At 71.4% G+C, this 19,774-nt stretch carries 16 protein-coding genes and 1 other RNA gene; 13 read left to right on the top strand and 4 right to left on the bottom strand.

From position 1 onward, the window contains the following. Positions 1-13 precede the first annotated feature (13 nt). The 4 genes from DFJ67_RS41630 (at position 14) to DFJ67_RS41615 (ending at position 4,098) form a co-directional block, all read left to right on the top strand. Positions 14-1,384: a DUF1501 domain-containing protein gene (locus DFJ67_RS41630; protein ID WP_239097013.1), complete on the top strand. Its 1,371-nt coding sequence runs from the start codon at positions 14-16 to the stop codon at positions 1,382-1,384. Between the two features lie 79 nt (positions 1,385-1,463). After that, positions 1,464-2,804: a ferredoxin reductase family protein gene (locus DFJ67_RS41625; RefSeq protein WP_116075198.1), complete on the top strand. Its 1,341-nt coding sequence runs from the start codon at positions 1,464-1,466 to the stop codon at positions 2,802-2,804. A 9-nt stretch (positions 2,805-2,813) separates the two neighbouring features. Then, entirely contained in the window at positions 2,814-3,368 is a 555-nt protein-coding gene (locus tag DFJ67_RS41620) for an FMN-binding protein (RefSeq protein ID WP_116075196.1), read from the top strand. Between the two features lie 19 nt (positions 3,369-3,387). Then, positions 3,388-4,098, top strand: coding sequence for an FAD:protein FMN transferase (locus DFJ67_RS41615; RefSeq protein WP_116077284.1), 711 nt, complete (start codon positions 3,388-3,390; stop codon positions 4,096-4,098). Between the two features lie 347 nt (positions 4,099-4,445). Here DFJ67_RS41615 and DFJ67_RS41610 read toward each other — a convergent pair whose 3' ends face one another. After that, the gene (locus DFJ67_RS41610; RefSeq protein WP_116075194.1) at positions 4,446-5,108 is read right to left on the bottom strand and encodes a bifunctional DNA primase/polymerase; all 663 of its coding nucleotides are present in this window, start codon (positions 5,106-5,108) and stop codon (positions 4,446-4,448) included. 244 nt (positions 5,109-5,352) lie between these two features. Between DFJ67_RS41610 and DFJ67_RS41605 the strand changes: the two genes are divergently transcribed. The 7 genes from DFJ67_RS41605 to DFJ67_RS41575 all read left to right on the top strand — a co-directional run bounded on the left by DFJ67_RS41605 (position 5,353) and on the right by DFJ67_RS41575 (position 16,118). After that, positions 5,353-6,582, top strand: a complete 1,230-nt coding sequence (locus DFJ67_RS41605; RefSeq protein ID WP_116075192.1) for a helix-turn-helix domain-containing protein — start codon at positions 5,353-5,355, stop codon at positions 6,580-6,582. An 8-nt stretch (positions 6,583-6,590) separates the two neighbouring features. Continuing rightward, entirely contained in the window at positions 6,591-7,187 is a 597-nt protein-coding gene (locus DFJ67_RS41600; RefSeq protein ID WP_116075190.1) for a flavoprotein, read from the top strand. 11 nt (positions 7,188-7,198) lie between these two features. After that, on the top strand, positions 7,199-8,038 hold the full coding sequence (locus tag DFJ67_RS41595) for a Nif3-like dinuclear metal center hexameric protein (RefSeq protein WP_116075188.1): 840 nt from the start codon (positions 7,199-7,201) through the stop codon (positions 8,036-8,038). After that, positions 8,035-8,775, top strand: coding sequence for a zinc ribbon domain-containing protein (locus DFJ67_RS41590; RefSeq protein WP_116075186.1), 741 nt, complete (start codon positions 8,035-8,037; stop codon positions 8,773-8,775). Before DFJ67_RS41595 ends, DFJ67_RS41590 begins: the two co-directional genes overlap by 4 nt. Continuing rightward, positions 8,772-9,875: a bifunctional RNase H/acid phosphatase gene (locus DFJ67_RS41585; protein ID WP_116075184.1), complete on the top strand. Its 1,104-nt coding sequence runs from the start codon at positions 8,772-8,774 to the stop codon at positions 9,873-9,875. The genes DFJ67_RS41590 and DFJ67_RS41585 overlap by 4 nt, the downstream gene beginning before the upstream one ends. A 203-nt stretch (positions 9,876-10,078) precedes the next feature. Continuing rightward, on the top strand, positions 10,079-15,517 hold the full coding sequence (locus DFJ67_RS41580; protein ID WP_409362887.1) for an ATP-binding protein: 5,439 nt from the start codon (positions 10,079-10,081) through the stop codon (positions 15,515-15,517). 55 nt (positions 15,518-15,572) lie between these two features. Then, positions 15,573-16,118: a hypothetical protein gene (locus DFJ67_RS41575; protein WP_116075180.1), complete on the top strand. Its 546-nt coding sequence runs from the start codon at positions 15,573-15,575 to the stop codon at positions 16,116-16,118. Here the strand turns inward: DFJ67_RS41575 and DFJ67_RS41570 are convergent, their stop codons facing one another. Then, complete coding sequence (locus DFJ67_RS41570) at positions 16,119-16,730, bottom strand: TetR family transcriptional regulator (protein WP_116075178.1); 612 nt, start codon at positions 16,728-16,730, stop codon at positions 16,119-16,121. 74 nt (positions 16,731-16,804) lie between these two features. On the opposite strand from DFJ67_RS41570, the gene DFJ67_RS41565 reads away from it, so the two are divergent. After that, entirely contained in the window at positions 16,805-17,755 is a 951-nt protein-coding gene (locus tag DFJ67_RS41565) for a quinone oxidoreductase family protein (protein WP_116075176.1), read from the top strand. A 33-nt stretch (positions 17,756-17,788) separates the two neighbouring features. Here the strand turns inward: DFJ67_RS41565 and DFJ67_RS41560 are convergent, their stop codons facing one another. Together DFJ67_RS41560 and rnpB are read right to left on the bottom strand one after the other, a co-directional pair. Further along, positions 17,789-18,382, bottom strand: a complete 594-nt coding sequence (locus DFJ67_RS41560; RefSeq protein ID WP_275407636.1) for a LysE family translocator — start codon at positions 18,380-18,382, stop codon at positions 17,789-17,791. A 120-nt stretch (positions 18,383-18,502) separates the two neighbouring features. Next, an RNA gene (rnpB, locus tag DFJ67_RS41555) (RNase P RNA component class A) lies at positions 18,503-18,903 on the bottom strand. Positions 18,904-18,946: 43 nt separating this feature from the next. On the opposite strand from rnpB, the gene DFJ67_RS41550 reads away from it, so the two are divergent. Beyond that, positions 18,947-19,711, top strand: a complete 765-nt coding sequence (locus tag DFJ67_RS41550) for a sulfite exporter TauE/SafE family protein (RefSeq protein ID WP_116075172.1) — start codon at positions 18,947-18,949, stop codon at positions 19,709-19,711. Positions 19,712-19,774 lie beyond the last annotated feature (63 nt).

Genomic DNA, 19,774 nt, shown 5'->3' with positions numbered 1-19,774 from the left:
CTTGGAGAGCAGCGTGTCCTCTTTCCCGATCCACCCCGACTGCCCCGACCTGGCGCGGCTCGCCGACGACCCGGTCGACGCCGCGCTGCGCGCCGAGGCGCTGGCCGTCGAGGCCGAGAACGCGGCCGAGCGCGACCGTTTCAACCAGCTCAACGCGCTCGAGGAGGCACAGCAGGAGGGCCGCGGGGTGACCCGCCGCACCTTCGTCACGGGTGCCGCGGCTACCGCGACGGCGCTGGCCACCACCCAGTTCATCTCGACCCGGGCGTCGTTCGCGGCGACCAAGACCGGCACGCTCGTGCACGTCTTCCTCTTCGGCGGGCTCGACGGCCTGTCCATGGTGGCGCCGGCCGACGACCCGGTGCTGAGCAAGGTGCGCCCCGACCTGCTCATCGCGGAAAACAGCGGTATCGCGCTGCAGCGCGGCTTCCGGCTCAGCGGATCGTTCGCGCCGCTGCGCAAATACCTGGCCGCCGGCCAACTCGGCTTCATCCCGGCGGTCACCGATCCGCGGCTGTCGCTGAGCCACTTCCAGGCCGCCGACGCGTGCAATCTCGGCGGGCTGCCGGCGGAGACCGGCGGTCGGGGGTGGCTCGACAGCCTGGTCGACGCGCTCGGCCCGGGCACCGCCTTCCGCAGCGTCGGCATCGGCAACACGCTGCCCCGCTCGCTGGTCGGCAACAACCCCGCGATCGCGCTGAACAGCGTCGGCTCCTTCAACCTCAACGGGGACCAGCGCTTCAAGGCGGGCACCGCCAAGGCCATCAAGACGCTGTTCACCGGCATCAACCACCCGGTGCAGGACTCGGTCCAGGAAGGGCTCGCGGCGCTGAGCCTGGCGCAGAAGCTGGCCGCCGACGGCTACAAGCCGGCCGCCGGGGTGGAATACCAGGGGATCGGCTTCGCCTTCCAGCAGCTCGCCCACCTGATCAAGGGTGGCGCCAACGTGCGCGTGGCGACCATCGGCATGGGCGGCTGGGACACCCACGAGCAACAGGGCACCCAGGACGGCGGCTACCTGTTCAACCACATGGGCGAGCTGGCCAAGGCGATGGCCGACTTCTTCGACGACCTGGGCCCGGCCGCCGCGGACGTGACCGTGATGGTGTCCAGCGAGTTCGGTCGCCGGGTCAGCCAGAACAACAGTGGCAGCGACCACGGGCACGGTGGCACGGTCGCGCTGCTGTCCGGCAAGAAGCTCGCCGGCAATCTGCTGGGCCGCTGGGACGGCCTGGCCAAGTTGGACGGCGGCAACGTCCCCGAATACAACAACATGTTCAACGTCTACGGCGCCGTCGCACAGGGCAGGTTCGGTCTGACCAACACCGAGGTGGACAAGATCTTCCCCCGACAGAAGTACGCCCCGGTGAAGCTCTTTGCGTGACTACCCCACGGGCGTCGTAGTAGCGGGCCACCGTCGGGCCGGGGACCCCCCGCTCCGGTCCGACGGACGGCCCGCCGCCATGCCCGTCAACGTTCCCGCGCGCCGCGGTGGCACCGGCCGCCGCGTGCTGCTGCTGCTCTTCTGGGTGGGCCTGGTGCTCGCCGTGCTGCCCTGGTGGCTGACCACGCCGGCCGGTTCGCTGGTCGACACCGGCGCGGTGATGCTCGCCGCCGGCCGGATCGTCGGCCTGGTCGCCGGCTACACGATGCTCGTCCAGGTCGTGCTGATGAGCCGGTTGCGGCTGCTCGACCGGCTCGCCGGCGAGGAGCTGATGACCCGCTGGCACCGCGACATCGGCGGTGCGCTGATCGTCGCGGTGCTCGGCCACATGGCGCTGATCCTGGTCGGCTACGGCGCGCTCGACGGGTTCAACCCGCTGGTCGAGGCGAAGGTGCTGATCTCCGGCACGCCCGACATGCTGACCGCGTTCCTGTCCGCCGGCATCCTCACCGCGGTCGGCCTGTTCTCCATCCGGGCCGTCCGCAACGCCATGTCCTACGAGCTGTGGCGCTGGCTGCACATGTCCACCTACCTGGTGCTCTATTTGGCTTTCGGCCACCAGTTCTCGCTCGGCCAGCAGCTGTTCCGGCCGGGCATCGTGCGCACCGGCTGGCTCGCCGCCTACGTCGGTGTGGTGGTCGTGCTCGCGTACGGCCGGGTGATCGCGCCCTTGATCTTCAACCTGCGGTACGCCCTGCGGGTGGCCGACGTGATCGCCGAGAGCCCGGACACCGTCTCGATCTACCTGACCGGCCGCAAGCTCGACCGGCTCAAGGTCCTGGGTGGGCAGTGGTTCCGCTTCCGGTTCCTGTCGCACGGGCTGTGGTGGCAGTCGCACCCGTTCTCGGTCTCCGCCGCGAAGAACGGCCGCTGGCTGCGGCTGACCATCAAGGTGGTCGGTGCCTACACCCGTGAGCTGCGCGAACTCGACGCCGGCTCGCGGGTCTGGGCGATCGGCCCGCGCGGCAACTTCACCGCCGCACAACGCACCGCGGCACGTTCGCTGCTGATCGCCGGCGGCATCGGCATCACCCCGATCCGGGCGATGCTGGAGGAACTGCCGCCCGGCGCGACGCTGATCTACCGGGCCAGCACGCCGGCGGAGGTGGTGCTGCAACGCGAGATCGACTGGCTGGCGCGGGCCCGCGACGTCGACGTCTGGTATGTGATCGGCGCCCGCACCGACCCCGGGCCGCGCCAGGTGATGAGCCCCAACGGCCTGCGCCAGCTCGTGCCCGACCTGGCCCGCCGCGACGTCTACCTGTGCGGGCCGCCGGGCTTCGTCGAGGCGGCGCAGAAGACGGTGCGCAAGGCCGGCGTACCCCGTTCAAAGATCCACCTTGCCGCCTTCGAGCTGTAGGAGAATCTCGTGCGCCGTGCTGTCCTGGCCGTAGCCGGGCTCGCCGCCGGCACCTCGCTGCTGGTCGTGGTCAAGGGCGGCGCGGGCGCGGCCCCGGACACCGTGGCGGCGGCCAACGCCGGACCGACCCCGTCGGCGGGCGCCGGCTCGCCGGACCCGTCGGCGCCGGCGTCGCCGGGTGGGAAGAAGCCCGCGGCGACGCCGTCTGGAACCAAGAAGACCACGAAGCCGAAGCCCGGGAAGACCACCGCCGCACCGCCGCCGGCCGCGCCGAAGTCCAACAAGGTGGTCGGGCCGCGGGTGGAGAACCCGTACGGTGCCGTGCAGGTGGTCATCGAGCTGTCCGGCACCCGCATCACGAACGTGCGCACGCTGGAGATGCCCGACCTGGAGGCGCGCTCCGACCAGCTCAGCTCGCTGGCCGAGCCGCAGCTTCGCGACGAGGCGATCCGGGAGCAGGGCGCCAACCTCGACACCGTGTCCGGTGCGACCGAGACCAGCGAGAGCTACAAGGAGTCGCTGCGGGTCGCCATCGAGCGGATGAAGAAGGGCGAGCGTGACTGAGTTCCGTGCCGAGGAGTGCATGGGCACGGTGATCAGCGTCGAGATCGCGTCGGGCGGGTCGCCGGAACTCCTCGACGCGGCCTTCGCCTGGTTCCACGAGGTCGATGCCCGGTTCAGCACCTACCGCGAAAACAGTGAGGTGAGCCGGTTCGACCGCGGTGAGTTGCTGCTCTCCGAAGCCTCCGACGACCTGCGGCTGGTGCTGGCCCGCTGTGCCGACCTGTGGGGCGAGACCGACGGCTACTTCGACGGTTACGCGACCGGCCGGTTCGACCCGTCCGGGTTCGTCAAGGGCTGGTCCGCGGAGGTCGCCTCCGACCGCCTGCTGGCCGCGGGCGCGACCGACCACTGTGTCAACGCCGGCGGCGACGTGCGGCTGCGGGGTCACTCGCCGGCGGGTCGACCCTGGCGGGTGGGCATCCGCCATCCGTGGAACGCGCAGGCCACCTGCCATGTGGTCGAGGGCACCGACCTGGCCGTGGCCACGTCGGGCGTCTACGAGCGGGGGCACCACGTGGTCGACCCGCGGCGCGGGCGGCCGCCGGAGGGGCTGCGGTCGGTCACCGTGGTCGGTGCCGACCTGGGCGTTGCCGACGCGTACGCGACGGCGGCGCTGGCGATGGGCCGCTCCGGCGCCCGCTGGCTGAACCGGCTCGACGGCTTCGGCTGCGTCGTGGTCACCGACGAGGGGCGGAAGCTGAGCTCCGCGGCACTACCGTCGGCGGCTTAAGACTACTACCATGGTAACTCGTGTATGGTCAGCGCCGAACAGGACGGTGCGTGCCGGCGGGTCGTGAGCCCGTCGGCCGCGAACCGGTGGGACGCGAACCCGAAGGACGGGTTCCGGCCCACCTTTGGCATCGATGTCCGCCGTTCAGGGGGTCGACCTCGGCGGGCCTCGCAGTTACCTTGTCACCTAGCATGTATGCCCCTCGTCGCCGCGCGCCCAAGTGGGCCGCCACCTGCATCAACGACCGGTCCGCGGCCCGGACGTGCGACTCTGCGCGTCCTGTTGACGGGATCATGCCCGGTCTCGTTGGTGGGATCGCCGATTCGCGCAATCCAGCACTGGGCGGGTTATGCGGCCCGGCGGGCCGTGGACAGTTGACGGGGCAGGTGCGGCATGCCGCTCGGCCGGGTGAACACCGAATCGACGATCATGCGCTGCACGGCGTAGGAGTCGGGCAGGGTCCAGGCGACCTCTTCCGGCGCCACCACCCAGCGCACCAGGCCCTCGGGCAGTCGGGTCGGCGGGGCCGGCACCCACGAGCCGGTGCCGTGGCGCACCACGTCGAGCGAGTTCTCCAACTCGGGCCGCAGCGGGTCGCCGGGGCGCACCAGAAACATCCAGCGCCCGAGCGGCGTGGCCGCGACCGGGCCGCGCACCTGGAGCCGGCCGGGGCCGAGCACGCCGGCGTGCATCCGCGCCGCGGCGAGCACCCGGCCGCCCAGCGTGTTGGGCACCTCGAGCACGTCGAAGGCGTGCCCGGTGGCCAGCAGCACCGCGTGCGGTCGCTGCCGCCACCACTTCTCCACCGTGGACGGATCGGTGCTGGCGCGGCGCTCCCAGCCCTCGAGCGCCGGATGGCAGCTCGTCGTCGGGCAGCCCGGGCGCTCGCACGCGAACCTGCTGCCGTCGAGCCACGCGCCGGGCATGACTTCCCAGCGATGATCGGCGTAGCGCATAGCCGAGCGGCGCAGTGTCACTCGTGCGAATGGTGGTCGGATATTCCACCGCATGGTCAGAAACTCCCTACGTCTGGGTCCGACTCGCCCTAGCAGGCCGTCGGCGCCGTATCTCGGATCGACACGCGGTCGTTGCGTTTGACAGATAGCTGAATGCAACTTGCAATCGAAAACTACGAGCGCAGGTGTGACGGACAACGCACTCGATGTGCGATCGGCACAAACGGGTGATAAGAGCAAGACCGCCCAGCAAGCCCCGAATCAGACAGCCCCTGAACGAGCAGGGGGGAGGACGGACATGGACGAGCTCCCCATCGGCCGCCGCGTCGCTTACTGGCGCGCCCGTCGCCGGATGTCCCAGCAGGTTTTCGCCGACCGCTTGGGCAAGTCGAAGAGCTGGGTCGACAAGGTCGAGAGGGGTGTTCGCCGGCTAGACAAGTTCTCGGTCGTCTACGAGATCGCCGACGTGCTCCAACTCGACGTGCAACTGCTGCTGGGCAAAGACCCGGAGCGCCGGCCCGACGCGATCAACTGCATCGACCAGGTCGAGGTCGAGGAGATCCGCGCCGCGCTGGAGCGCTACGACTCGATCAGCGCGTTCTTCGACACCCAGCCCAACCCGCAGCCGCTGACCGAGATGCGCAAGGCGGTCAGCCACGCCTGGCTGACCTTCCAGCACGCGAAATACGGTGTGCTGGCCCGGGCGCTGCCCAAGCTGCTGCGCGACGCACAGGCCGCCGACACGGCGTACGCCGCGAGCACCGACGCACACGACGCGGCGCACCTGCTCGGGCAGGTCTACCAGATCGCCTCGTCGTCGCTGCGCAAGCTGGGTGAGCACGAGCTGGCCTGGCTCGCCGCCGACCGCTCGATCGCCGTCTCGCAACGGGCGGGTGACCCGCTGCTCGCCGGCATCGCCACCCACCGGGTGGGCAGCGCGCTGCTCGCGCTCGGCCGGGCCCGACCGGCCCTCGAGGTCAACGTCAACATCGCCAACCGGCTGGCGCCCGGTGGGGGCAACGAGAGCACACCCGAACGGCTCTCGGTGTACGGGATGCTGCTGCTCCAGGGCGCGATGGCGTCCGCCCGGATCGGCGACGGCGCCACCGTGCGCGACCTGCTCAGCGGTGCCGAAGAGGCGGCCAACGCGATCGGCGACGACCACAACCACTACTGGACCTGCTTCGGCCCGACCAACGTCAAGCTGCACCGGGCCGCCGCCGCGGTCGAGCTCGGCGAGGGGCGCGCGGCGGTCGAGGTGCACGAGGCGATCGACCAGGAGGGCTTCAACAGCCTGCTGCCGGAGCGCCGGGCCCACCACATGCTCGACATCGCCCGCGGCTTCGCCCAGATGGGCGACGTCGAGAAGGCCAGCGAGATGCTCCTCGAAGGCGACCGGCTCGCCCCGTCGGAGATCCGTTGCCGGCCGATCGCCCACGAGGTGATGTCCGACGTCCTGCGCCGCACCCGCGGCACACCGCCACCCGCGGTCGCGGAACTGGCGGAGCACATGGGCGTCGGAGTTTAGTGGCAGGTATGAAAGGGGTTCTCTACGCGATCTGCTGCGGTTCACCCATTTCCCGCGGAGTCGGCCGCCTGGTCGACCTCGCGAAGCAGCGCGGCTGGGACGTCTGCGTCGTCACCACGCCCGACGGCCGCAAGTTCGTCGACGTGCCCGCGCTCGCCGGCCTGACCGGCCACCCGGTCCGCAGCCACTACAAGAACCCGGGCGACCCCGACGTGCTACCCCCGCCGGACGCGATCATCGTCGCGCCGGCCACCGTCAACACGGTCAACAAGTGGGCCGTCGGGATCGCCGACACGCTCGCCCTCGGCCTGGTCGTCGAGGGACAGGGCAAGGGCCTGCCGATCGTCGCGATGCCGTTCACCAACGCGCCGATGGGTGCCCACCCGGCGTTCCGCGAGGCCATGGAACGGCTCCGCTCCTGGGGCATCACCGTGCTGTTCGGCGACGACGTGCTGCCGCTGCGCCCACCCGGCGCGGCCGGCGACCTGGTCGACTCGTTCCCCTGGCAACTCGCGCTCGACGCGCTCGACGCCCGGCTCGGCGACGACCACCGGGTCGCCGCGATCGTCGACACCGTCACGGTCGAAGACACCCCCCGGCGGTAAGATCTGCGCCAATGAGCACGACTGTGGCCGCTGCCGTCGCGGCCCTCGACGAGCGCTATCCGCCCGTCTGGGCGGAAGAGTGGGACCGGGTCGGCCTGGTCGTCGGTGACCCCGTCTGGCCGGTTGCCCGCATCCTCTGTGTGGTCGACTGCGTGCCGGAGACGGTCGCCGAGGCGATCGCCGCCGACGCCGACCTGATCGTGGCCCACCACCCGCTGCTGATGCGCGGTGTCTCCTCGGTGGCCGCGACCAGCTACAAAGGACGGATCGTCCAGAACCTGATCAAGAACGACGTGGCGCTGTTCACCGCGCACACCAACGCCGACGTCGCCAACCCCGGGGTCTCCGACGCCCTGGCCGCCCGGCTGGGCCTGGTCGACCTGCGCCCGCTGGAGCCGGCGGGGGACGATCCTGGCCGCGGCGTCGGCCGGATCGGCCGGCTCCCGGTGCCCCGGCCGCTCTCGGCGCTGACCGCACAGGCCGCCTCCGTCCTGCCCCGCACCGCCTGGGGAGTCCGCGCCGCCGGCGACCCCGACCGGGTGATCACCACGGTCGCCGTCTGCGGCGGCGCCGGCGACTCCTTCCTGGCCACAGCCGCCGCGGCCGGCGTCGACGCCTACCTCACCGCCGACCTGCGCCACCACCCCGTCAGTGAGGCGGTCGCCGGAGGTGGCCCCGCGCTCCTGGACGCGGCACACTGGGCCACCGAGCGTCCATGGCTCGACGACCTCGCGGCCTACCTGCGTGCCAGGCTCGAGGTGGATGTGGTGGTTTCCGACCTCGACACCGACCCATGGACGCTGCACGCCGCATCACCACTTTTCACCCCGTCGAAGGAGTCGCTTCCGTGAAGGCCGAACCACAGGCGCAGCGCCGGCTGCTCGACCTCCAGAAGATCGACACCTCGCTGGCCCAGATCGCACACCGGCGCCGCACCCTGCCCGAAAACGCCGAGCTCGAGGCCCTGGCCCGCGAGCTCTCGGCGCTCGAAGACGAGCGGGTCCGGGCCCAGGTCGCGGTCGACGATCTTGATCGCGACATCGCCCGGATGGAGAAAGACGTCGACCAGGTACGCGCCCGCAAGGACCGCGACCAGGCCCGACTGACCATGGGCAGCGGCCCGGCCCGGGAGCTGGAGGCGATCCAGCACGAGCTGGTGTCGCTGACCCGGCGGCAGTCCGAGCTCGAAGACGCCGAGCTGGAGCTGATGGAGAGCCGGGAGACCGCGCAGGGCGGCCTCGACGAGGTGCTCGGCCGGCTGACCGCGACCCGCGACCGCCGCGGCGACACCGAGGCCCGCCGCGACCAGCTCCTCGCCGAGATCGAGTCCGACGAGCAGGGCCGGATCGCGGCCCGCGGCCCGGCCGCCGCCGAGGTGCCGACCGACCTGCTGACCCTCTACGACAAGATCCGCGAGTCGTCCGGCGGCCTCGGCGCGGCGCTGCTGACGGCCGGCCGCTGCGGCGGTTGCCGGATCGAGTTCTCGGGTGCCGAGCTGGCCCGGATCAAGGCCGCCCCGACCGACGAGGTGCTCCGTTGTGAGGAGTGCCGCCGGATCATGGTCCGCACGTCGGAGTCCGGCCTGTGAGTCGGCCGACCCGGGTCGTCATCGAGGCCGACGGCGGCGCGCGCGGCAACCCCGGCCCGGCCGGTTACGGCGCGGTCGTGCGTACCCCCGCTGGTGAGGTCCTGGTCGAAAGGTCCGAGGCGATCGGCATCACGACCAACAACGTCGCCGAATACCGCGGCCTGATCGCGGGCCTGCAGGCCGCGGTCGACCTGGGCGCCGCCGAGGCCGACATCCGGATGGACTCGAAGCTGGTCGTCGAGCAGATGTCGGGCCGCTGGCAGATCAAGAACGCCGGTTTGCGCCCGCTCGCGGCCGAGGCGGCGGGCCTGGTCAACCGCCTCGACCGGGTGAGCTTCATCTGGGTGCCCCGCGACCGCAACACGCACGCCGACGCCCTGGCCAACGCCGCGATGGACGCGGCGGCCGGCATCGCGCCGGTCTCCTCGGCCGAGCCCGCGGCGGCGTCCGCGCCCCGCTCGTGGGAGCCAAGGCCCACCGATGCCGCGACCCGCGTGCTGCTGGTCCGACACGGCGCGACGGCGATGACCGCACAGGGCCGCTACTCGGGCCGCGGCGACGTGCCGCTGTCGACGATCGGCGAGGCCCAGGCCACGGCGGCCGGGGTGCTGGTGGCGGCCCGGGTGCCCGACGCGGTCGCGGTGGTCACCTCACCGCTGGCGCGCTGCGTGTCGACCGCCCAGGCCATCGCCGAAGAACTCGGTGGCGTCCCGGTCCGGATCGACGAAGACCTGATCGAGTGCGACTTCGGCGACTGGGAGGGGCTGACCTTCGCGGAGGTCCGCTCCCGGTGGGCCACAGAGCTTGACGCCTGGCTGGCCGACCCGTCGGTGGCGCCGCCGGGCGGCGAGTCCTTCACGGCCGTGGCCACCCGGGCCCGCCGGGCCACGTCGGCGCTGCTGTCCGCCTACCCGTCGAGCGCCGTGGTGGCCGTCTCACACGTCTCGCCGATCAAGCTGATCCTCCAGGACGCGCTGGCCGGCGGCCCAGGCTTCCTGCACCGCCTCTACCTGGACCCGGCCGGCGCCTCGACAGTCGACTACTGGCCCGACGGCGGCGTCGCCGTCCGCACCGTCAACGACACCTCGCACCTACGCTGAGTCACGGCCGTCGCATCACTTTTGTGGGGTCTCCACAATGACCGGGGTTTGCCATGCGCGGTGCGGGAGATTGGTGTACCCGGCGGTAATCGAGCAGGGTATGCACAGGTGCAGACGGCGGTCCGAGACCCGGACCTCGTCTTCTATGGGAGGCTCAGCCGGTGTTCAGTCGTGTCGCCATCGTCAACCGTGGAGAGTCCGCCATGCGGCTCATCCACGCGGTCCGGGATCTTTCGGCGGAAACCGGGGCGCGGATCGAGACGGTCGCGCTCTACACCGACGCCGACCGCACCGCGACCTTCGTCCGTGAGGCCGACGTCGCCTACCCGCTCGGTCCCGCCTCGGCGCGCCCCTACCTCGACCACGCGGTTCTCGAACGCGCGCTGATGGAGACCCGGGCCGACGCCGCCTGGGTCGGTTGGGGGTTCGTCGCCGAAGACCCGGCCTTCGCCGAGTTGTGCGAGAAGCTCGGCGTCACGTTCGTCGGCCCCAGCGCCGAGGCGATGCGCAAGCTCGGCGACAAGATCGGCGCCAAGCTGATCGCCGAAGAGGTCGGTGTGCCGGTCGCGCCGTGGAGCCGCGGCGAGGTGGCCACCCTCGACGACGCGCTGCGTGCCGGTGACGAGATCGGCTACCCGTTGATGCTCAAGGCGACCGCCGGCGGTGGCGGGCGCGGCATCCGGATGGTCGCCTCGGCCGAGGAGCTGACCGACGCCTACGTGCGCACCAGCCAGGAGGCGCTGCGCGCGTTCGGCTCCGGTGTGGTCTTCCTGGAGCGCCTGGTCACCGGCGCCCGGCACGTCGAGGTCCAGGTCATCGCCGACGGGCAGGGCACCGCCTGGGCGCTGGGCGTCCGCGACTGCTCGGTGCAGCGGCGCAACCAGAAGATCATCGAGGAGTCGTCCTCGCCGGTCCTGTCGAGCGAGCAGACCGCCGAGCTGAAGGCGTCGGCCGAGCGGCTGGCCATCGCCGTCGGCTACCGGGGTGCCTGCACCGTCGAGTTCCTCTACCACCCCGGCGACAAGCTCTTCGCGTTCCTCGAGGTCAACACCCGGCTCCAGGTCGAGCACCCGATCACCGAGCTGACCACCGGCACCGACCTGGTCAGGCTGCAACTGCACGTGGCCAACGGCGGCAGCCTCACCGGCCCGCAGCCGCCCGAGGCCGGGCACGCCGTCGAGGCGCGGCTCAACGCCGAAGACCCCGATCGCGACTTCGCTCCCGCGCCCGGCCGGATCGCCCGGCTGGTGCTGCCCGCCGGTCCCGGCATCCGGGTCGACACCGGGGTCAGCGAGGGCGACACGATCCCCGCCGACTTCGACTCGATGATTGCCAAGATCATCGCGTACGGGCAGGACCGCGCCCAGGCGCTCGGCCGCCTCCGCCGGGCGATGGCCGAGACCACGGTGATCATCGAGGGTGGCGCCACCAACAAGAGCTTCGTGCTCGACCTGCTCGACCAGCCCGAGGTGGTCGACGCCAGTGCCGACACCGGTTGGATCGATCGCGTCCGCGCCGAGGGCCGCCTGGTCAACCACAAGCACTCGGCGATCGCCCTGGCCGCCGCCGCGATCGAGGCCTACCAGGACGAAGAGGAGATCAGCCGACAGCGGCTGCTCTCCACCGCCCATGGCGGCCGCCCGCAGGTGCACCACGACCCGGGCCGACCGCTCGACCTCAAGCTGCGCGGCGCCGGCTACCGGGTCAGCGTGGCCCGGGTCGGCCAGCGCCGGTTCCGGGTCGACATCTCCGGTGCCGCCACCGCCGATGTCGAGATCGACCGCTACGACGAGCACACCGGCCAGATCGTCGTCAACGGCCGCCGCTTCCGGCTCGTGTCGGCCACCCACGGCCCGATCCACCTGGTCGAGGTCGACGGCGTCACCCACCGGATCAGCCGCGACGAGGGCGGCGTCGTCCGCTCGCCGGCCCCCGCGCTGGTGGTCGCCACCCCGGTGTCGGTCGGCGACGAGGTCGAGTCGGGCGCCCCGATCCTCGTCCTCGAAAGCATGAAAATGGAGACGGTGCTGCGGGCGCCGTTCCGGGCCCGGGTGCGCGAGTGCCCGGTGTCGGTTGGCAGCCAGGTCGAGACCGGCGCGCCGCTGATGCGGCTCGAGCCGCTGGCCGACCAGGGCGCCGACGCGCCCGCTGCCGAGGCCGCCGCGGCCGTCGAGATCGACCTGCCCGCACAGCCCGTGGAGTCGCCGGCCGAGCGCGTCGAGCGCGGCCTGCAAGACCTGCGCGGCCTGCTGCTCGGCTTCGACATCGACCCCAACGGCCACCAGCGGGTGCTGACGGGCTACCTGACCGCCCGCGCCGCGCTCGGCGAGCGACCGCTGGCCGGCGAGCTCGACCTGCTCACCGTCTTCGCCGACCTGTCCGAGCTGAGCCGCAACAAGCCGGGCGGCGAGCTCGACGTCGAGTCCGAGAGCCACGTGCACAGCCCGCGCGAGTCGTTCCACAGCTACCTCCAGAGCCTCGACGTGGAGCGCGCCGGCGTCCCGGAGAGCTTCCAGGCCCGGCTCACCAAGGTGCTCGGCCACTACGGCGTGACCAGCCTCGACCGCACCCCCGAGCTCGAGGCCGCGGTCTTCCGGATCTTCCTGGCCCAGCAGCAGATGAGCCGCAACGTCGCGATCGTCTCCGAGCTGCTGCGGCAGTGGATCGGCGGCGCCCCGCCGGTCGAGGCGCTCCGCGAGCGGGCCGGGCTCACCCTCGAACACCTCGTCGAGGCCACCCAGGTGCGCTTCCCGACTGTGTCCGACCTGTCGCGCGGCGTCGTGTTCCGCTGGTTCGCCCAGCCGCTGCTGCGCCGCAACCGGGCCAACGTCTACGCCGCCGTCCGCGCCGACCTGCGCCACCTCGACCGCAACCCCGACGCGCCCGACCGCGCCGAGCGGATCCAGGCCATGGTCGCCAGCGCCGAGCCGCTGGTCCGGCTGATCGGCCAGCGGATCGGCCGGCCCGGCCGCGACCACGCGCCGCTGCTGGAGGTGCTGACCCGCCGCTACTACGGCAACCGGGGCCTGTCGTCGGTCACCGAGCAGGAGATCGCCGGCTGCCGGTTCGTCACCGCCGAGCACACCGGCGTCCGCGGGGTGACCCGCCTCGTCACGACGGCCGTCGACATCGCCACCCTGCCCGCCGCGATCGGCGCGGTCGGCCGGTTCGCCGCCGACGTCGCCGACCGCGCGCTGGTCGCCGACCTCTACGTCACCTGGGACAACCAGCCCGACGCCGACGCGGTGGCCGTGCGGCTCGGCGAGATCCTGGCCGCGAGCCCGCTGCCGGCGGGCGTCCGCCGGATCACCACGACGATCGCCGGCACCACCGGCGCGGTGATGCACCACCACTTCACCTTCCGCCCCGACGGCGACGGTTCTGCTTTCGTCGAAGACCGGCTGATCCGCGGCCTGCACCCGCAGATCGCGCAGCGCCTCCAGTTGCACCGGCTCCGCGAGTTCGACCTGACGCGGCTCCCGTCCGCCGACGAGGAGATCTACCTGTTCAAGGCGGTCGCGCGGAGCAACCCGGCCGACGAGCGGCTGGTCGCGATGGGCCAGGTCCGCGACCTGACCCCGCTGCGCGAGGCCGACGGCCGGTTGGTCGCGCTGCCCGCGCTGGAAGACGCGATCACCGCGGGCCTCGACGCGATCCGCAACATCCAGGCGCAACGGCCACAGAACAAGCGCTACGACACCAACCGCCTGATGATGTACGTCTGGCCCGCCACCGAACTGTCCGCCGACGAGCTCAACGCCCTGGTCCAGCGCATCCTGCCGACCACCGCCGGCGCCGGGCTCGAAGAGGTGCAGTTCATCGCCCGCCAGCGCAACGCCGCCGGCGAGTTGGCCGAGGTCGCCGTGCGGATCACCCTCGACCCGGGCAACGGCGCGCGGGTGCACGTCGACAAGCCGTCGATGGAGCCGGTGCGGCCGCTCGACGACTATCGCCAGAAGGTGCTGCGGGCGGCCCGGCGCGGCAACGTCTACCCCTACGAGCTCACCGACCTGCTGGCCGGGCGGTCCGGCACCTTCGTCGAGCACGACCTCTCCGCTGATGGCGTGCTCGTGCCGGTTGACCGACCGAAGGGGCGCAACACGGCGGCGATCGTGGCCGGCGTCGTCACGACCCCGACCGGGCGGCATCCCGAGGGCGTCACCCGGGTGGTCTTGCTGGGCGACCCGACCAAGGCGCTCGGTGCGCTGTCGGAGCCGGAGTGCGCGCGGGTGATCGCCGCACTCGACCTGGCCGCGCGGATGCGCGTACCCCTGGAGTGGTTCGCTCTGTCTGCTGGTGCCCGCATCTCGATGAGCTCGGGCACCGAGAACATGGACTGGGTCGCGGCCGCCCTCAAGCGGATCGTCACCTTCACCCAGGACGGCGGCGAGATCAACATCGTCGTCGCCGGCATCACGGTCGGCGCCCAGCCCTACTGGAACGCCGAAGCGACCATGCTGATGCACACCAAGGGCATCCTGGTGATGACCCCCGATTCGGCGATGGTGCTGACCGGCAAGCAGTCGCTCGACTTCTCCGGCGGCGTGTCGGCCGAAGACAACTTCGGCATCGGCGGCTACGACCGGGTGATGGGCCCCAACGGGCAGGCGCAATATTGGGCGCCCAACCTGCCGGCCGCGCGCGACGTGCTGATGGCGCACTATGACCACACCTACGTGGTGCCCGGCGAGGCGGGGCCGCGGCGGGCCGTCACCTCGGACCCGGTTTCCCGCGACGTCTCGTCGTTCCCGCACGAGCTCGCCGGCAGCGACTTCAGCACGGTCGGCGAGATCTTCTCTTCGACACACAACCCCGATCGCAAGAAGCCGTTCGACATCCGCACGGTGATGCGCGCACTGTCCGATCAGGACCATGTTGTGCTGGAACGCTGGGCCGGCATGGCCGACGCGGAAACCTCGGCGGTGCAAGACGTGCACATCGGCGGCTGGCCGGTCTGCCTGATCGGCATCGAGTCGCGATCCGTGCCGCGGCGCGGCTTCCCGCCCACCGACGGGCCCGACACCTACACGGCCGGCACGCTGTTCCCGCGCTCGTCGAAGAAGACCGCGCGGGCCATCAACGCCGCGTCGGGCAACCGCCCGCTGGTCGTGTTGGCCAACCTCTCCGGCTTTGATGGTTCGCCGGAGTCGATGCGCAAGCTCCAGCTCGAATACGGAGCCGAGATCGGCCGGGCGATCGTCAACTTCCAGGGCCCGATCGTCTTCTGCGTCATCTCGCGCTACCACGGCGGGGCGTTCGTGGTCTTCTCGAAGGCGCTGAACCCCAACATGACCGTGCTGGCCTTGGAGGGCTCGTTCGCGTCGGTCCTGGGCGGTGCGCCGGCCGCGGCCGTGGTCTTCTCGGGCGACGTCAACAACCGCACGGCGACCGACCCTCGGGTGACCGAGCTCCAGCGTCTGGTGTCGTCCGCGAGCGGGGCCGAGCGGGCGGCGCTGAACGCGCAACTGGCCGAGGTCACGTCGTCGGTCCGCGCGGAGAAGCTGGGTGAGGTGGCGTCGGAGTTCGACCGGGTGCACAGCATCCAGCGCGCGGTCGAGGTCGGCTCGGTCGACGCCATCATCAGCGCGGCCGAGCTTCGTCCCCGGATCATCGAGGCGATCGAGCGTGGCATGACGCACTGATCGCTGAGTATCCGTGCTCTGCCGGGGTGGCTGTCCGACCGGGACGATCCCCACTGTGGACCAGATTCCTGTTCGGCGGCTCGGTGACCTGGCGCCGATCGTCGGCGGGCTCAGCGCGGTCGTGGGCCTGGTCGTGATCGCGCTTGTCGTGGACAGATCCGGTTGCGGCGGCGGCGAGTTCGACTGCCTGGAGAGATCGATCTACGCCGGGACGATCGCGCTCATCCCGGGCGGGCTCGTGGCCCTCGGTGTGCTCTGGGTCGCCGCCCTCACGCCAACCACCGGCGGCAGCGCGCGGCGTTCGCCGTGGCTGGCGTTGGTGTTCGGCGCCGTCGCCGCCAGCGCGTGGGTCCTCCTGCTGACCCCGCTGGGCTTTTTCCTCCTGTTGGGCGGCGGCGGCGCGATACCGCAGGGCGTAGAACCGATCCGCGCCGATGCGTTGGCGATCTCGGCCATCGTCGTCGGTGCCGTGGTGACGCTGACCGGCAGCATCGCGGCGCGGGCGGCGCGCCGTGGCCCGAAGGCGCTCGGGTGGCTCATGCTCGCCGGCTTCGTCGTCCCGTGCGGTGGCTACCTCGTGCTCCGGTGGTGGCTCGGCTGACTACCGCGTCTCGTCGGGCAGATTCAGCACGAGCCGGGCGATGTCGCGGTAGAGATCGTCAGCGGTGTGGCCGGCGGTGAAGTATTCGGTGATCGCCCGGGTGGCCACCGGGAAGCGGGCCTGGAGCGCCGCGATGTCGACGTCGGGAGCGTCGGGGGCGGGGCTCTGCTCTTCGAGGACGAACCCGACGGTGTAGCGCTCGCCCGCGAGCACCAGCAGCCGGGCATGGTGCAGGTCGGTGCCGCGGTCGACGAGGGTGGCCATGGCCAGTTCGGAGAAGTCGGCGCGGCGCATCGAGTAGCGGGCACCGGAGACGATGCGGGCGCCGTCGCGGTGGCGCAGCATCGCCGCCCGCAACTGGCTGAGGGCGGCGAGCAGCCACTCCCGGCCGTCGCCGTCTTGTGCGGGCGCCGGGATCGCGGCGATGGCCTCGTCCATGATCGCGTCGGCGAGCGCATCGAGCAGCGCGGCCTTGTTCTTGACGTGCCAATACAGCGTCGGTGCCTGGACACCCAAGCGGGCGGCGAGCGCGCGCAGGGTCAGCGCGTCGAGGCCCTCGTCGTCGAGCAGCCGCATCGCCTCGTGCAGAACCTGATCGCGGTTGACCGGCACCCGACTACTCCTTGCGCGACGTCTCGAACAGTGTTAGAGATAGTACCTCTCTAACACTGTTCGAGGAGGCTGGCATGAAGGCAGCGGTGGTCGACCGGCAAGGTGGCGTCCCGGCGTATCGGGACGTCCCGGATCCGCAGGTGGGTGACGGCGAGGTGCTGGTGACCGTGGCGGCGGTCGCCGTGGAGAACGTGGACAAGGCGATCGTGGCCGGCACCCACTACACGGCGGCGGCGTTCCAGTCCGCGCTACCTGCGATTCCCTGTTTCGACGGCATCGGCCACCTCCCGGACGGCACGACGGTAGGTTTCGGCGGCCTGAAACCACCACACGGGGCGCTCGCCGAGCACGTGGTCGTCCCGGCGGCGTACACCGTCCCGATCCCCGACGGGATCGAGCCACCAACCGCGGCGGCCCTGTCGTCGGCGATCACCGCCATGTGCATGCGGACCGCCGGTGGTCTCACGGCCGGCGAGACGGTGCTGGTGCAGGGCGCGACCGGCGTCGCCGGCCGCCTGGCCGTCCAGGTCGCGCGGCTTCTGGGCGCCGGCCGCATCGTTGCCACCGGACGCGACGACGCCGCGCTGAAGGAGGTCGGCGCCGACGCGGTCATCAACACCGCCGTCGACGACGAGCAGCTGGTGCGCGCTTTCCGCGAGAACGCGGGCGAGGGCTACGACGTCGTCGTCGACTACCTGTGGGGCCGCCCGACCGAGTTGCTCGCCCGCGCCCTCGTCCCGGACACGTTCGCCTTCGCCAAGCCCACCCGCCTGGTGCAGATCGGCGAGTCCGCCGGCGCGGACATCCGGCTCACCGGCGACGCCCTGCGCACCTCCGGCCTGGAGATCTATGGCGGCGCCCGCAACGCCGCGACGACCATGCCCGCCGCCTATCAACAGGTCGTCGATTGGGTACGCGCGGGCGCCCTCACCATCCCGATCACCACCATGCCGCTGAGCCAGATCACCGAGGCCTGGAGCCGCACCGACCTACGCGGCCGCCGCCTGGTCATCGTCCCGGACTGAGCCTGGTCCGACATCGTCCCCTGGCGGTTCGCGCTAATCCTTTCGGCCGCTGACAGCCAGACCGACGCCGAGCCCGACCATCGTGAGACCCGCCGCGCCGCCGACCAGGTCCAAGCGCCGCGCCGAGCTTGCGAACCAGGACCGGACCGCGCCCGCGGCGAAGCCCCACACGGAGTCCATCGCCAGGGCGATCGCGGCGAACACCGCGCCCAGGACCAGCATCTGAACGGTGGCATGCCCAGCGGACGGGTCGACGAACTGCGGGAGGATGGCCGCGAAGAACACCACCGTCTTCGGGTTCGTCACGCCCACGATGAACCCTTGCATCAGCGTGCGCCCGCCACCGATCGGGGCGGCCTGGGCTTCGAATGCCTGCCGCAGTCCCCGACGGTGTCGGATCGCCTGAACGCCGAGGTAGATGAGGTAGGCCGCACCAGCGAGCTTGATCGCGGTGTAGATCGTCGCGGAGGTCTGCACGACGGCGCCTATGCCAACAGCGACGGCCGTGGCCGCGGTGAGGCTGCCAACCGCCCCACCGACGACGGTCGTGAGCGCGGCCCGTCGGCCGTATGGCAAGGCACGGCTGATCGCGAAGAGCACTGCGGGACCCGGAATGACAACCAGCACGAACGACGCGAGCGCGAAGGCGGCCAGACGATCAGTTGATGGCACATGGCCACGCTAGACGACCTTGAGGAGGCCGTGAAGACCGGCGGAGGGAACGACCCGCCACAGCAAGGAGGGTGACGGACGAGTCGGCCTGTACGCCGGATTCTGTTCCCGCCGCCTCGCGGCGGTGGGTGGCGGCCATCCATCTAGGCCTGCCGTTGCCGGCAGGCTCGAGCGGCCTACCCGCAGGCTCGGGCGGGCAGCCCTCGAACGCCTGCGCAGATCGTCCTCGCGGACGATCCTTTTGGCCTTGCTCCGGGTGGGGTTTACCGAGCCGCTCCGGTCGCCCGGTGCGCTGGTGGGCTCTTACCCCACCGTTTCACCCTTACCTGGTCCTAGGGACCTGGCGGTTTGTTTTCTGTGGCACTTTCCCGCGGGTCACCCCGGGTTGCCGTTAACAACCACCCTGCCCTGCGGAGTCCGGACGTTCCTCGGCGACGACCCCGGAGGGTCGCCGACGCGACCGCCCAGCCGACTCGTCCGTCGGCAACCATCCTACCGGGGGGCTATTCTGCATCTCCGATGGATCTCACCCATGCCGTTCTGCTGCTCGCCGCCGGGCTGGCTGCCGGGCTGATGAACGCGATCGCCGGTGGTGGGTCGCTGATCACCTTCCCGGCGCTGCTCGGGGTCGGTCTGGCCCCCGTGCCGGCCAACGTCAGCAACAGCGTCGCGGTGTGTCCGGGCTACTTCGCCAGCGTGTACGGGAGCCGCCGCGACCTGCGTGGTCAGGAGCGGCGGACCCTCGCGCTGCTGCCGACCGCGGTGGCCGGAGCGATCGCCGGATGTGTGCTGCTGCTGATCACCCCGGAGGCGGCGTTCGACATCGTCGTGCCGTTCCTGGTGCTCGGCGCCACCGCCGTCCTGGCGTTCCAGGACCAGCTCCGCAAGGTGGTCGGGCATCCGGCGCGGATCAGCGTCGGACGGCAGCGGCTGATGCTGCACGGCATGGTGGCGATCGGCAGTGTCTACGGTGGATACTTCGGCGCCGCGCTCGGCGTGATGTTCGTCGCCGGGCTGGCGTTGGTGCTCGACGAGACGTTGGCCCGGGTCACCGCTGTCAAGAACCTCCTCTCCGCCACCGTTGGGCTGACCACCGTCGTGGTGTTCGCCCTCTTCGGGCCGGTCAACTGGGCGACCGTCGCGGTCCTTGCGCCCGCGACGATCGTCGGCGGTTACTTCGGCGCGCGGCTGGCCCGCCGCCTGCGCAGCGACGTGCTCAAGGTGGTCATCGTCGTGTTCGGCACCGGCATCGGCATCTACCTACTGATCCACGCCTTCATGTGACCGCACCGACGCGGCGACTCACAGAGCCGCCGCGTCGGCCTGGCGACCGACCAGAGCCGCCGC

This window comes from Asanoa ferruginea, from assembly GCF_003387075.1.
In the GTDB taxonomy this organism is placed as follows: Bacteria; Actinomycetota; Actinomycetes; order Mycobacteriales; family Micromonosporaceae; genus Asanoa; species Asanoa ferruginea.
The sequence above is the reverse complement of the archived record's forward strand: the minus strand, read 5'-3'. Positions and strand labels throughout refer to the sequence as shown.